This window comes from Paenibacillus wuxiensis, assembly GCF_040195695.1.
Lineage (GTDB): Bacteria > Bacillota > Bacilli > Paenibacillales > Paenibacillaceae > Paenibacillus_B > Paenibacillus_B suaedae.
The window spans coordinates 38,929-56,051 of sequence record NZ_JBEFZI010000002.1 but is presented as its reverse complement, the minus strand read 5'-3'; the positions used below and the strand labels follow the sequence as shown (position 1 = coordinate 56,051).

General features: G+C 43.5%; 2 protein-coding genes. Both read right to left on the bottom strand.

Annotated features, from left to right (window positions below):
- Positions 1–233 precede the first annotated feature (233 nt).
- Positions 234–9,935: a non-ribosomal peptide synthetase gene (locus tag ABN764_RS03510; RefSeq protein WP_446670929.1), complete on the bottom strand. Its 9,702-nt coding sequence runs from the start codon at positions 9,933–9,935 to the stop codon at positions 234–236.
- Positions 9,926–17,116: an aminotransferase class III-fold pyridoxal phosphate-dependent enzyme gene (locus tag ABN764_RS03505; RefSeq protein WP_446670928.1), complete on the bottom strand. Its 7,191-nt coding sequence runs from the start codon at positions 17,114–17,116 to the stop codon at positions 9,926–9,928. Before ABN764_RS03505 ends, ABN764_RS03510 begins: the two co-directional genes overlap by 10 nt.
- Positions 17,117–17,123 lie beyond the last annotated feature (7 nt).

The following is a 17,123-nucleotide window of genomic DNA, read 5'->3' as shown; positions in this document are numbered from 1 at the left end:
CTGAAGGGTTTGGTCTGAGCGCAGCCTACATAGATTCTGAAGGAACAAAAGGATATGCAAGCCATTGGTTTGGCTGAGGACAGTCAGAAGGACATTACATTGTGTAAGAAGCTTAGCCTGCAAGTCGTGCTGTTGGAGCCGGATATGCGCGACAAAAAAAGAAAAGCCCGATGAATGAACCATTCATCGGGCTACATAGTTTGAAACGAATTTACAAATACCTTGTGGACATATCACCGCGATGCTAGCGGCAAATATTCCTTTACATTATTCATATAGGTTTGAATCTCTTTTGTAATCCTTGGTATTTTGTGCTCCTCGCAAAATAGCTTAATCATGAGCTGATCCTCTACTACCGCTATTGTGATCTCCGTAGATAATTTCTTTGTCCTGCTGCTGTACATCTCCTTGATTGCAGTGAGCTCATTCTTCATCTCCGCATGTGAATCAAACAGTCCAAGGTAGTTAAAAATCGGGAGCGTAATCGTTTCAGAGCTGTAGATCTCTTTTAATGCACGTCGTACCTTCTTATACTTGTTCTTCGGCTCTTCTTGAGATAGTAAGGCTGCAAAATGAATGTTTTTCTCATAGGCAAAGCGAATGAGTTCATTTATGTCTTCCATTGCCAGGTGCTGATCTCGTGGTAGACTCAGAGGCAGAATATCAATAAATGCCCCCATAGTATGATAATAGTTATGGGATGTATATTTTCTTCCTGTATGCATAAGTGCAAACGGTACCGAATCAAGATCGAAAGCGAGCTCAACAATTTTTAAAAAGATGTTCATGGATATATCCCAGGACATCTCTTGTACAGACTCGCGTATTTCTTCAGTCAACGGAATCGAAATGGTTGTATGAATCAATGATGCTTCCTTGTACTTTTTGAAATACTGGCTAAAGCTATCCTGAAAATCAGTCAGCTTAAACCTCTCGATCAGATCCTTTTCCGTTATCCCTTGCGGCCCTCTCGACTGTTCTTGAACATAATGTTCATATTGCAATATGCTTTGCCCTCTTGATTCCCCATTGTTTGCATAGGCTTGTTGGATACTTGACTGTATGATATCGAAGCTCATGGCATCAAAAATGAGATGACTGCAAGGCATATAAACCTTATAACGACTGTCCGAGATTTTGGTGATAATCATGTTGTACAGCAGATTATTCAAAACATTTGTACGATCCGCATGATCTCCAAACCGCTCATGGATATAGGACTGAATATGTTCTTTCTGCTCTTCGCTCGCATGTTCCAAGTCTACATAAGGGATATCAATGCCTTGAACCACCCCGTACTCTTGGATCATGATTTGATGATCAGTTTGGATTAATGTACTTCGTAACAGACCTTGTTCGTTAATAACTGATGCAATGCTCTTCTTCAGCAGCTGCACATTAACTTGGTGATTAAAATCGATGATCGCCCCACTATACGTTTGGTTGGTATCAAGAAGGATTTTCTGCATCGCGGATAGTGGGTACACGCTCGTTATCTCGTTATTATTTACAATCGAACTGCTAAAGTCGTTGAGTTGGTCAGCTAGAGCTTGCTCCCAATTTGATTCGTTTCGTGAAATCCGCTCTAAGCTCTTAGATTCCTGTTCTTCCTTACAATCCATTTCTTTGTTCGCCCAGTTTCTGTAGAGGTCACGGATATTTTCATAATAGAATATATCTTTAATAGAAATGTGAATATTCACCTTTTTTAGTTCTTTGTATATTTTTGCAATTCGTATCGAGTCTCCGCCAACTTCAAATAAATTGTCCCTAACACTCAACTGCTGCAATCCCAGTACATCCTTGCAAATGTCGATCATTAGATTTTCGATTTCATTCCCGGCTTCCTCGTAATGAGCGCCCGTCTTGATATTGCCTTCCATTTCAGGCAATCGCTTGCGATCCACTTTTCCATTTAGATTAAATGGCAGCGACTCCATTCTCAGGAAATACGCGGGTATCATATAGGCCGGCAATTTCTTGCTTAACGATTCCCGTAAAGTATGGATAGCGATTTCCTGCTCTGCTACATAATAGGCACAGAGAACTTTCGATCCATCGATTTCCTTATCAATAATTGCAACCTGGGACACTTCTGGCAGCTGTAACAGGGTCTGCTCAATCTCGCCGATTTCGATTCGATATCCTCTGATTTTAACCTGATGGTCGATCCTTCCTACATATTCGATATTTCCATCAGGCAGCCATCTTGCCACATCACCCGTTTTGTAGAGAATCTCTTCTGCCCGATATGGATTATGAATAAATCTTTCTTTCGTTAATTGCTCGTTATTCAAGTAGCCCCTTGCTAGCCCCACACCTGCGATGCACAGTTCACCATTTACACCTACCGGAACCAGTTTATGATTAGCATCCAGTATCAATACGCGATGATTTGCGATCGGAGCTCCAATGGAGATTTTCGTTTGCTGAACCTCGGACAGCTTGCATGCTGTTGTACATACGGTATCCTCCGTCGGGCCATAGGCGTTAATGACCTCTACTTGTCCGAGCAAATGCGAGATCTGTTCGTACTTCAGTTCACTTCCTGCTGTTATGACCCGCTTCAAACCGTTCCCTGCCTCCAAATTACCCGCGACAAATGGAGGTAAAGTAATGGTGGTAATGCCGTGAGTTCTCACAAATTCGTTCAATAAATCCGTATTGAGCAGCACCTCTTGATCCGGAATATAAAGGGTATTGCCAAGCAATAATGCCATGAACAACTCCCATGAGAACGCATCAAACGCTATACTTGCAAATTGCAGTATATTCTCATCGTTACCGATTCCAAGCTCGCGCTCAAACCAGTGCTTCAAGTTAATGACGCCCTTATGCTCGACCATTACTCCCTTAGGCTTTCCGGTCGTTCCTGAGGTATAGATCACATAGGCCAAATCGTGAGGATGGTTGATATTATCGATTTGTTCAATCGAGCGTACGTATAACGCCTTATCTTCCAAATCAATCATTTCATTAATTTCTAGTGTTCTCTTCTGCGTAAGTGTATGGGTAGATAGCATAAGCTCTGCTTTACTGTCCTGCAACATATAATTGATTCGTTCTTCCGGATAGTTTGTATCAATAGGCAGATAGGCAGCGCCTGCCTGCAAGATGGCTAGTACGCCTACAACCATGTTGATGGAGCGATCGATCATGATCGGCACGATCGACTCCGCACCTATGCCCTTCTCTCTGAGTTGAATAGCTAACGCGTTCGCTCTCTGATGCAACTCAAGATAGCTAATGGAATCTTCACCGCATCGTACCGCCGTTTTCTCTGGGTTCCTCATCACTTGATGTACAAAGAGACTTTGAATTGTGTCCTCAGGTTGAAGCTCCATAACCGTGTTGTTGAAATCGACCAAGATTTCGTTTATCTCTTCCTCTCCCACAATTTCAAGTTCATCAATGCGGATATGCGGATTGGACATGATTTGGTTCAAAATGTGAAGGAAATGGCCTTTGATCGTATGGACGCTCTCTTCATCGTAAATCCCGTCATTATAGTTGAATTTGACAAGCAGCTCTTCCCCTGGAATGACCTTGATATTGAAGCTATAGTTCGTTTCCTCAAATATCCGGGCTGAATGAATACGAAGATTGACCTGATCTTGAATATCTTTATGAATCATATCTTGATCCATCGGATAATTTTCATAGACCATCAGCCCATTGATGAGGCTATTACCAACCTCAGTCAGCTTTTGGATTTCCGCTATTGAGCAATAATGATAGGGCTCACTCTCGTGAAAATCCGATTTTATTTGCCGCAGCACTTCCGTATATCGTTTCTCCTGCGTCGCATTTACTCGTAATGGAATGGTATTGATAAATAATCCTACCATTTCATCAATTCCATGTATTTGAGTTGTCCTGCCCGATACAATAAATCCGAACACAACATCATCCACATGATTATATCGTTGCAGCAGGATCGCCCATATACTCTGGAAAATGGTATTGACTGTAACGGTATGCTGCTGCGCTAGCAGCTCAATTTGTTTTGTAACGCTTTTATCTAGACGTAGAATAACCTCTTGCGGTTTCCCTTGGACTGTTGAAGCTTTCTTGAATGGAATATCGATTGTCGTGTCGTATCCCTTCAAATACGTTGACCAATAGTTCAGAGCTGCCGTCTTATCCTGCGAACCAATCCACTTGATATACGCTTCATAAGGTTGTATTTTCTTCGCTTCTAAAGGCGTATTACTCAACAGTAGATTATAGATATCGAACAGTTCACTGCTAATGATCCCAAATGACCATCCGTCCAAAATAATATGGTGATTGCTTAACAGTAAACTGTATTCCCGCTCGCTGATCCGTACTATAAATAATCGAATAAGGATATCGTTGCTTAAATCAAAGCCTCTTCGTCTATCCTCTATGACCAGCTGTTCGATATACGCTTCCTTATCGGATGGTAAGTCTCTAATATCCAAATACGTGAACTCGGGTTCTCTTGATTTGTACACGATCTGCATATTTTCTTTGAAATGATTGCTGTCAACATTCGTACGCAAGATGTCATGACGAGCAACAAGCTCTACAAAGCTCTTCTTGAATAACTCCGCATTAAGTTCTCCGATTACCCTAAGCTCCATATTGACATGGTAGTACTCGCCCTTATCCGCCATCGAATGGAACAGCAGACCTTCCTGCATTGGAGTGAGCGGGTACATGCGTTTCACGTTGTTGATTTGCTCATGGTACGGAGCTAATTCTGCCCAGGATATGTTCTCATCGGTAACATCCGAAGCGGTAACTTCTACATGCTCTTGGGAGATGCAATGATCGATAATCTGCTTAAGACTGTCCATATAACGCTGCAGCATCTTATCAATCGTTGCATCGTTAAATTCTTCCCTGACGTAGCTCAAGGTCAGACGGAATTGCTTATGCAGCACCATTGCTGAGATCGTAAGAGGATACAATCTGCCGCTTTCTTGGCTCACCGAATCCCCAGGTAATATATTGGATAACGTAAAGTTGTCGCCAGATATACTCTCATCGAACTGTCCCAAATAGTTAAAGCTGATATCTGGGTTGCGTATCACCTTCAAATCAAAAGGCGATAAATATTTAAGCATTCCATAGCCTATCCCTTTGTGAGGAATCCGTCTGAGTGTATCCTTCGTAAATTTGATTACATCCGAAATATGTTCTTGGGCGTGCAGAATCACCGGGTATTGACTGGTGAACCACCCGACTGTCCTTGTTATGTCCACATCATCTACGATTTGTTCTCTTCCGTGCGATTCCAAATTAATGAGTATACGCTCCGTTTGATTGTAATTAGCAATCGATACGGTTAAGGCTGAGAGAAGGATATCATTGATTTCCGTTGAATACGCCTTATTGACTTTGGTTAATAACTTCTCGGTATAGGCCTGATCCAGCATAATCGTCTTTTTTATGATCTTAGCGCCCTGTATACTTGAAGGCTCATGATCCTTGTTAATCTCTTTCACGTCCCATTGGCTAAGACGATTCCAGTATTTTAGCTCATTATGCAATGTAAATCCGCCAGCATACTGCTTCTGCTTGGAAGCCCATTCTTGGAAGGAGCTGGTCTTCAACGGCAAACTCTTTTCTGGATTCTGATAGAGCATATCAAAGTCCTCTATAATAATTCTCCATGACACTGCATCTACAACCATATGATGAATGGATACAAGCAAATGATCGCCCTTATCTGTTTGGAACAGCCCTATTTTGACAAGCGGCCCCTTCGCTAATTTCATACTGGCCTGGAGTTCAGTACATAAGCCAGTAATATAATTATCCGTAATCGGTTTTCCTCTAAGGTCATAAATATGAAAATCATATAATCTATTCGTTACTTCTCGATTGATTAACGCCTGGTCAACATATATGGCTCGCAATAGATCATGATGCTGCACAATACGATCGAAAGCACGTTCAATTCGATTTACGCTGAAGCCGTCTTCACGGTACAGCATGAGCTCCTGATTAAAATGATCCTTGTCAAGATTCTCTTGCGCTAAGAACCATTTCTGAATTGGTGTCAGCTCGATCTCGCCGGATACTTCGCCCTGATCTATGGTTTTTGTTGTCGATTTGATATGCGGGATCAAGTCTTTAATTCTAGGATTGCCCATTAAGTCTTTAATCTCAAATGAATACCCTCTATTGCTCATTTGTGCAATCGCTTGGATCGCTTTAATGGAATCTCCGCCTAAGGCGAAAAAATCGTCATTGAGGCCAACATTCCTCACGCCTAATATCTTTTCCCATACCTGGGCGATTGCTCTCTCCATGTCATTTCGAGGCGCTGCGTATTCGGCTCCAGTAACCACTTTGCCATCTGGTTCCGGCAATGCCTTACGGTCTACTTTTCCATTCGGGGTTAACGGCAGCCGATCCATCTGTACGAAATACGAAGGAATCATGTAGCTCGGCAGCGATGCAGACACATGATTCCGCAGTTCTGATGCAGACAGTTCCATCTCGCTCACAATATACGCGCATAGGTACGCTTGTCCGTCCTCACCTATTTGGGCCACTACGATTGCATCTTGGATCACCTCGTGCAGCAGCAATTGCTGGGCGATTTCGCTTGGTTCGATGCGGAAGCCTCGAATTTTGACCTGTTCATCAATCCGGCCCAAATATTCGATATTACCATCAGGCAACCAGCGAGCCAAGTCTCCGGTCTTATACATTCGTGCCCCCGCTTCGAACGGGTTCGGAACGAACTTCGCCGCCGTCAATTCTGGATTGTTGACGTAACCGCGAGCAAGACCGTCTCCGGCAACGCATAGTTCACCCGCCACACCAATAGGCTGTAAATGGTGATGACGATCTACGATATAGGCTTTCGAATTGCTAATTGCTTTTCCAATTGGGATAGAGCTGCCGAACTCTTCCTCAATAGCATAGGAGGTTGAGAAAGTTGTATTTTCGGTTGGACCGTACCCATTTATCAGCTTCAGGCCCTGATAAGCCTGTCTGACTTGATTGATGTGCTCCCAAGACAGCGCATCTCCACCCACAATTAAATACTTCAGTCCCTTAAATATCGTCACGTCCTGTTGAACGAGCTGATTAAATAACGGAGAGGTCAACCACATCGTTGTAATTTGATTTCTACTAATTTCCTCCCCTAACCGTTCCGCATGTAAGAGGATATGTTCGTCAACCAACACCAATTCGATTCCATTCAGCAAGGCTCCCCAGATCTCGAATGTGGAGGCATCAAAGACCATCGCCCCTGTTTGTAAGATCCGGTCTCCTTCCGCAAACTCTATGTAGTTCGTGTTTTGGACAAGCCGCACAACACTTTGATGCTCTACCATAACCCCTTTTGGTCTTCCCGTGGAGCCGGATGTATACATGACATAAGCCAAATCTGAAGGGCTGTTAATCAGCAACGGATTATCTGAGCTCTCTGATGACAATTCCACTGCGATTCGATCCGTAAGCACGATGTCGATCTGGCTATCGATATGAAGTAATGCTTCCATATGAGAGGATTGGGCAAGGAGCATTCCAGTGTTGGAGTCTGCAAGCAGAGTCCTCATTCGGTCTAGCGGGTATTTCGGATCAATTGGCAAATAAGCTCCGCCAGCCTTTAGAACTGCTACAATGCCGATCACCGTTTCCACGTAACGTTCACCCATAACACCAACGATGACATTGTTCCCTACGCCCATCTGTCTTACATAATGAGCCAGACGATTGGCTCTCTCATTAAGCTCTTGATAGGTTATCTGTTCGTCTTGGAAGCGTAATGCGATATTCTGCGGAACTCTCTCTACTTGCTCTTCAAGCAGTTGGATAATGGTTTTATCCTTCGGATAGTTGCTACGCGTATCATTAAACACATGAAGAATGTGATGCTTCTCGCGCTCGTCAATGATGTCAACATCATCAACGCATACATTTGTGTTGTCAATAATCTGATTCACAATCGCATCAAACGCTCGGATGATCTTTGACATATCCGCTTCAGCCAATGCGTTCTCATTATAGATGAAATTGATCATCATCTTGTCATCTTGGTTGACAACTAGCGTTACGTTATAGTTTGATCCTTCAATGAGCTGATGCGGCAGCACAAACACGGAATTGAGTATTTTCAAATCATTGTTTTTCAATATTTCTTCGTTCAGTTGCTTCTCATCAATCGGATAATTCTCAAATACAAGGAGGCTGCGAATCAGATCGCTTTTCGCCTCACTCAGATTTTGAATTTCCGCAAGACTTACAAAATCATGTTTGTTGTTCTCTAGTGTAGTGTTGGTGATCTGCTTCACGAGATCAGGATATTGCAAGTTGTCAGTAAATTTCACACGAAGTGGGACTGTATTGATAAACAGTCCAGGAATCACTTCCACGCCTTCGATCTCCGCATTTCTCCCAGAGACAACATACCCGTATACAATATCATCGGTATTGTTGAATTTGCTAAGAAGAATCGCCCAGACACTCTGGATCACGGTATTCACCGTAACTCTACTATCCTGAGCGATTCGCATGATGGATGACAATCTTTCCTCGTCCAACACCAATGCCATCTCTTTATTGATGACTTCATTCGTTTTATGTTCTCTTTCAAAAGGGATCCTCGTGACTTCCTTGCAGTCATGCAAGTAATCTTTCCAGTACGCTTTAGCTTCATTGATATCTTTGTCTTTGAGCCAATCGATATAAGTAGAATAAGGTACGACATCGTTCAGACTCGCTGGAATCCCATGCTTGATTTCATTATAAATTTTAAACAATTCAATAAGAATTAAGCTGTTGCACCATCCATCCATAAGAATATGATGCAGATGAAAAATCATACTGTATCTGTTCTCTTGCATTCGAACAAGTACAATGCGAAGCAGTACATCCTTGCTTAAATCAAATCGTCTTGCCCGATATTGCCTGATTAAATCCTCCAGATATGCTTCATTATCTTCGCCCTGCTCGGTGATGTCGATGTACTCAACTGCTCCTCTTCGCTTTCTATAAACGACCTGCATATTTTGTTGAAACGATGAATAATCAAATACTGTCCGTAAAATATCATGTCGATCGATAACCATGTTAAAAGCTCGATCCAGCATCTCCAGATCAATGTGCCCTTCCACCTGGAAACAGGACAACTTGATGTACGTATCCTGCTCATCTGTCAAAGCATGATAAAGCATACCCTCTTGCATAGGCGCAAGAGGGTAGATGTTCTTAACATTGTGAAGCTCATTCTTGTATGCGGACAATTGTTCCATAGTTATATCTTCTAGCGTAATATCGGTAACGGTAATTTCCGCTTCCTGCTTGGTTGTACAATGTTGAATAAGGCGATCCAATTGATTTTGATATACGCTTAGCAGCTTCTCAATCGTTCCTGGAATAAAATCATCTTGCTCGTATATGAAAGTGAGCTTCAAATTGTCTGCGATGAGGATAGCTTCGATATCTAGAGCATGTGAGCTTGTTAGGTACTTGGATGAGTATTCACTGGAACCCAGATTCGTAATTTCAAATCCATCTCCGCTAGCACCTGGATCGATTCTGCCTACATAATGAAAGCCAATTTCGGGCTCTGCAAGGTTCAAGTCTTCAGTGGATAAGTACTTGAGGATACCATAGAAGCGTCCCTGATTCGGAATTCGCCGCAGCATGTCTTTCGTATGTTTGATTGTGTCGCCGAGATCATCGTAAGCTCTGAGGACAACTGGAAATTGTGAACGGAAACACCCAACAGTTCTGCTCAAATCCATAGGCTGTGCCCATTCTTCCCTGCCGTGGCCAATCAAGCTGATCAATGTGTTCTCTTCTCTTGTCCAGTCTCGAATCGTCAGGGCCAAGGCAGCTAATAAAATATCAAGAAGATTCGTATGATATGCATTGTTGATATTATTCAGCAACTCTCCGGTAACTTGTACACCAAGCTCTTGAACTTGTTTGTTCAACTCCATGCAAGTTTACCTCTCTCCCTTGGCAATTTTTTGGTGGCCGTCGTGTCATGTAACCTTTTCCAATAGTCAGCCTGCCTTTTCACACGATAAGAGTCTGCATATTCGTTCAGCTTGTCTGACCATTCCTTGAAGGAAGTCGTGTTCTCCGCCAACACGATGCCCAATCCCTGTTCTGCCTGCGTATACCCATTCATGAAGTCTTCTAGCAGAATGCTCCAAGATATCTCATCGATAAGAAGACCATGGATAGCGATGAATAATTTGTCCCCCGAGCTCATTTGGAACAAGCCCAGTCTTACGAGCGGCCCTTTCTCAAGATCCATACCGTTCTGGATCTCATTGCATGTTTCGATAACTTCTTGATCCGTTACATTCTCATATACCTGAAGGTCATACTGTGCTTCACCGGCTCCTCGATTGATTTGAACGACATTGCCGTGGTCCTGCTGATACACCATTCGCAATGCGTCATGCCGAATGATCAATTGATCAAACACTTCCTTTACCGTGTTAGCCTGAAAGCCCGCTGCCCTGTGCAGCATTCTACTCTCGCAGCAATGATGTTGATCAACAGATAATTGTTCAAAAAATTGCTTTTGCATCGGAGCTAACTTTACTTCCCCAGCTAAGGAATTCTGCATCTGCTTGTGATGCTTCGACTCTATTACTTTCACTAGCTGCTTGATCGTGGGGTTTTTGTATAAGTGATCAACCTCGAAGATGTAGCCCTTAGCTCTGGCTCGTGAGATGAGCTGAATGGCTTTAATCGAATCCCCGCCCATTTGGAAGAAATCATCGTTGATGCCGATCGGACTAGAGCTTAATGTTTTTTCCCATATGTGAGCGAATTCCTCTTCGATTTCAGTACGCGGAGCCTCAAAACCCGCACCTGCTACGGTACGTCCGCTAGGCACTGGCAGCGCATCACGAGCGGGTATTCCATTCTGCGTATGCTTGTTCGTGTTATCTTGTCCGATATTGCCAAAATCCTTGAGTGTAAGTCTAGAGTTATCGTTAGGATCGTTATGAGTAATAATAAACTCTAAGATTCTTTGATAGTCTTGTCCCCATTTCCCGATCGTCTCTTCTTTGAACAGACTTGTTTTATAAGTCATCCCGATATGGAATGCGCCATTTTCCTCAAGAATTTCAATGACAAAATCAAAGTCGGATAATGCACTCTTATATTCATAGGTTGTAATTTCTAAATTATCGATCATGAGTACTCTTTCATCCGTTTTTTCATAGACAAACCGTACATTAAGGAAGCCCTCTCTGCTGTTTTTCGCTTTCTTCATGAGGCTTGCCAGATAATTGAACGGGTAATACATATTAGAGTACGCTTCAATACAATTTTGTTTGACTTCCTTGACAAACGCTGCAAACGTCTTGTCATCTGAAGGATTGTTCTTCAGCACGATGGTGTTGGTAAACATACCAATGCTCTCATCAAAAGAACCATCTGCCCGGTTTGTCACAGGAGTTCCTATGCAAATGTCTTCATTTCCAGTTAATTTTTTAAGTAGAAGATTAAACCCTGCAGCCAACAACATAAATAAAGAGCATTGATGACGCGAAGCAACTGTTTTCAAATCACGAACCAATTCGGATTCGATCTGCATATGAACCGTATTGGCCGTGAAATCAGACTCTACAGGTGTTGGAAAGTCGGCAGGGAGCTTCAGAACATTCAAATCACCGGATAATTTGCTCAGCCAATACTGTTCGCTCTGCTTCTTTTCATCCGATGCCAAGTAGCGGGTTTCCCATTCAACAAAATCTCGATACTGCTTATTCACAGGCATAAGTCGTTCATTCGCATACAAGCACATGAACTCTTGCACGAAGATACTCATTGAAATGCCGTCTGCTATCGTATGATGGAAGTTGAAAATCATCGTACCTTCTTGGCTGCCCTCTTCGATTAAGATGACCTTCAACAAAGGAGCTTCCGCTAGATCAAAAGGGGTAACTAATGATTGAATGAGCTCATCCAAATCCTCATGCAAGCCCTTTTTGACGATATCGATTGTAAACTCCACCTGTTCAAGAATTTCTTGCTTAAACTCCCCATCTTCAACAAATAGGCGTGTGCGCAGGCTCTCGTGACGCATCACGATTTCATTGAGTACGGCTTCAAATTTATGCCGATCCAGCGCTCCCCTAACTTTTAGTACGGTCACCATATTATAGGGGTCATCTTTGCCAATGGAGCTTAGAGTGTATAATCGTTGCTGAATGATAGACATCGGAATTACAGGTTGCTGCTTTTCCTGCCGAGTGGATTGAGTCACCTGAACAGCATGCTGGTTCATTGAGGAGTCGCCAAAATATCCGGCTTGACGCATCTCTTCAATCGTCATTTTGATGGCAGTAAATATATTTTCGATATCCGCATCCGTGTGTTCGGTGGAGAAGAAGCAATTCCGTCCTTCCCATACATACACACCCTTCTCCAGCAAGCCGAAGAAGAAGATTTCGAAGTCCCCTCGAAATACAAATCTGAATAAGGAACCGAAATTCACGACTTTGATTGGGACATGCTGCTGTTCGAAATACGCGTTCACTCGTTGTACAAAGTCATTAGTTTTTTGATTCAGTCTGTCATAGAGCGTATCTTTGTTCTCCGTAATATAGGTTAATGAAGCGTGAGCTGCAGCCATGGCCAGCGGGTGATGTGAGAAGGTTCCGGCAACAAACGTTCTCTTCTTCTCACAAGGCGGAACCGATGTATCTCCAAAGCTCCACATGCCTCCATCAATACAGTCCATAAACTCGGATTTTCCGGAAACAACCCCGATCGGCATCCCGCCGCCAAGGACCTTACCATAGGTTACGATATCTGCTTTGATACCGAAATACGCTTGGGCTCCGCCTGGGTCAATTCTAAAGCCTGTAATGATCTCGTCAAATATGAGTGCAACTCCGTTTTCTTCCGTGATTTGCCTAAGTTTCTTCAGGAACTCCTTAGGCTGAACATCCGGTCTTCGGCTTTGAACGGTCTCAACTAGGACACCGGCGATTTCATTCGCGTGATTTCTGATATAATCCAGCGAAGCCTCTTGATTGTAATTCAACATAACTAAATCACTGACAACGCTCTCCATAATACCTGGAGCCAATGGGATCGTCGTCAGGCTTCCGTCCTCACCAATGGAGGACAATCCAAGCAAGCCGTCATAGGTTCCGTGATAGGATCCCGCAAAAGTAACGATCTTCTTCTTGCCTGTGCTTGCCCTGGCGATTCGTACAGCCACCATATTGGCTTCCGTTCCTGAATTATAGAAAGCTACCCGCTCGACGCCTGTTAATTGGCTGATCTGTTCGGCAACGGTTCCGGCCAGTCTGCCCATTGGGCCTAGAGGCATTCCTCTGCGGAGCTCCTCCGTTAATGCTTCATTGATAAAGCTCGGGTTATGTCCAAGCAAGTTAACGCCAAAGCCCATCGTCAAATCGATAATGCTATTCCCGTCGATATCGCGAAGCTTCGATCCTTGTCCAGTGTCCGCCACGATCTGATAGATCATTTCCTTCATAACCGGCCTGAATCCCGCTACATTTCGATTATTCGCATATACTTTTCTGTATCTTTGAATATTCTCTTTTGATTTTTGGGTGAATCTTGTATATTTCTTCTCAATGTTTCGAATATAGGTAAGCTGCAATTCATTGAAATTTTCATTATCGATTAATTCCAGCTTTTTGTAGGGTACATAATGGCTTTTGGTGTCCACAGCCAAGGGTGAAGCCTTTGGGCTGCTCACAATGACCTCGCTCTGCTTCAAGTTTGGCGAATTCTTGCTATCTGCCAATGGCTTCTGACTGGGATTCGTAAGACCCTTCAGAATATCCAGCTGTTCGGACATGATTTTCATCTGCGTATTGAAAATATTCTGCAAAGCATCCATGCCATCGAGTGCACCTAACGAATGGTTCTGCGCCTGACCAGCTGCCGCCAAGCTGTTCATTGGCTCTGCATCCGGGATCGTATTTATGGTCTCTGAGATCGGTTTCACCGGTTCATCATACTCAGTCTCATAACCAATTTCGTTGATCTCCTCTTCATCCACCCAATCCGTATGTTTGTTAATATGCTCGGTGATCTTCTCAACGGTATCCAAGTTAATAAAGAACTCATTTAATGTAATCGAGATGTTGAACTTATTCGTAATTTGTTTATTGAGTTGGATAAGTACTAAAGAATCAAATCCGAGCGTCAGCAGATTGAGGTCATCCTCGATCTCTTCGATCTTGAGCCCCGTTAAAATCTGTATCATTTCTTTTAATTCGGATTTGATCTTCTCTTTCGGGTTAGATCGCAAGCGATTCCCGCGAGCTTGCGGCTGTTGTGGCTGTTGTGGATGCTGTGAGTGTTGTGAAATAGGCGGCAGTTCTTTGATTTCCTTGGAGGAGCTTGCTGCTTGGATTGGGTACGCGGCTGCACGTTCTATTCTTCGTACCTCTCTCCACAGTTCCTTCTTCTGAAATGGATAGTTTGGAAGCTTTACTCTACACGTAGCATAGGATTGATAGAATGTGTTCCAATCCAGATCCATTCCCTTCAGAAATAAAGCAGAGACGGAATTGAAAAATTGCGTGTAGTTCTCCGCTTCTCGTCTCATAGAAGGGACAAACATGATCTCATCATCTTGTAGACATTGGTTGGCTAGCCCGCTTAGGGTTGCATCGCCTCCGATTTCAATAAAGATATTGACGCCAAGTCGTCTGGCCTCTTGCATGGCACCTTGGAAGTTAACCGGCTTGGATAGATGCTCGACCCAATACTTGCTTCTACCTAACACTTCTTCTTGTTCCACTTGTCCCGTAATGCTGGATATCATTGCTATCTGCAGGTTTGAGAATGTGATGTCTCCGATGCTTTGCTCATACATGCCTTCATACTCCTTCATTAACATGGAGTGATAAGGATGAGGAATGTTGAGCTTATTAAAAAAGACTCTATGTTTGGTTTGCAAGGTTTCGATTACGATATCGACCTCATCGCTTCGGCCCGAAATCGTAACATTGTCAGGAGCGTTAATGGCAGCAATGGTAACCTGTTTGCATCCGCTCTCTTCCAATGCAGCTTTCACATATTCCACATTCGTCAGAATGACAACCATCTTGCCTTCGACATCAATGGATTCCATCATTCTGCCACGCTGTGCAATCATCAGGATCACATCGTCCAAGCTGATAAGCCCTGCATAGCAGGCTGCCGTATACTCGCCTATGCTGTGACCGATGATAACGTCAGGTTTTATGCCTAACGCACCCCACAGCTTGGTTAAGGCATACTCAATGGAGAATATGGCTGCCTGTGAATAGATCGGTCTAGTGAGCAGCGTAGTGTCTTCCCCGTAGATCCCGTCAAGTATCGACAGGCCGAGTATCGCTTTAAACTTCTCATTACACAGATCCATCGTTTCTCTAAATGTTCTTGATGTCGCGTAAAATTCTCTAGCAATTCCGTCATAGATGGAGCCTTGGCCCGTAAATAAAAAGGCGATTTTGTTGTCTTTGGCCGTACTCTTCTGGATGAGGAGCTCATGGTGGCTAGAATTGTTCAGAACCAAATCCATTTTATCCAGTAAGTCTTCTTTGTTCTTCCCCACTGCTGCAAATCTGTAGTTCAAAAATGAGCGGCTAATATTGGACGTATAAGCAATATCCTTGATGGAGCCAGTTTCCTTCACCAATTGCTCCTTCAACGCGCTTATATATCCTTTTAAAGCTTTTTCATTCTTGGCTGACAAGGTCAATAGATGAGCTGGCAGTTCATCCAATTGCTCATCCTTGTCATGAGGCTGAGGGGGCTCCTCAAGGATGACATGCGCCAGCGTTCCGCTGAAACCAAAGGAACTAATCCCTGCTCTTCTGACTCCTTCAGTCTTCTGCCAGTCCATGAACTCGTCAGCGATCTTAACCTTCCCCCACGAAATGTTCTTATTTGGGTTTTGAGTATAAATGTTAGGCAAGATCTTCTTATTCTCAAGAGACATAATGACTTTAATCAATGCGGCCATGCCTGATGCTGCTTCTAAATGCCCAATATTCGGTTTGGCGGATCCGATAAATAGAGGCTCCTTTTTATGCTTAAAGACCTCTGATAACGATTGGATTTCGATGAGGTCGCCTAATGGTGTGCCGGCACCATGTGTTTCGATATAATCGATATCGTCAACAGTCAAATTTGCATGTTGTAGTGCCTGTCTGATTACGCCTTGTTGTGACAATCCGTTTGGAGCAGTAAATCCGTTTGACTTGCCATCCTGTCCGATCACTACATGCTTGATAAGGGCCGCAACTGCATTTCCAGCTTGCTTGGCATCTTTTAATCTTTTGAGAACGATGACACCGCAGCCCTCGCCTCTTCCAAAACCGTCTGCATCATTATCAAACGCCTTGCATTTTCCGTCCTTAGACAAACCGCTGAATTTGGAAAGCCCTATAAATGGCTCTGGTGTAAGCAATAGATTCGAGCCCCCGACAATGGCCATGTCGCACTGGTTATTCCGCAAGCTGTCGACGGCAATATTCAAGGCTGAAATAGATGACGAACATGCCGTATCGCAGATGATCGCAGGCCCTTTGAAATCATAGAAATAGGATAATCTACCGGCAGCGGAGCTAAGTGAGACACCTGCAGTAGAATAAGCCGTTATATCGGAAGCTTGACCCGAATACAATTCGGCATTGGCATATTCATAAGCGCTGATTCCAATAAATACACCTGTTCTGCTCCCCTTCAGCTCCTCTATATTCAAGGCTGAATTCTCCATAGCCTCCCAGCTTACCTCCAGCAAGAGTCTGTGCTGAGGGTCTATTGATGCAGCTTCAATGGCTGATAGACCGAAATGAATATTATCAAAATCTCTGATATTATCACGCAAAAAGGATGCGCTCTTCGTAACCATCTTGCCTTCTTCTTCAGGATCATCACTGTAATAGTTGCGATAATCAAATCGATCCGATTTAATCTCAGTCACAGAATCCATTCGGTTGGCCATTACTTGCCAGAATCCTTCAGCGTTCCATGCTTCTCCTGGGAAGCGACATGAATAGCCAATTACCGCAATTTCTTCATTGCTCTTCTGATCTTGAATGATCATGGACAGCTCTTCTATTTTGGCGGCCGCTTTTTTGAGAGCCGATTTATACTTATCAATTTCCTGCTCCACACACTCA

Excerpts from the sequence above, each read along its gene's own strand:
- ABN764_RS03510 (WP_446670929.1), bottom strand. The coding sequence starts at position 9,935 with ATGGAGTTGAACAAACAAGTTCAAGAGCTTGGTGTACAAGTTACCGGA.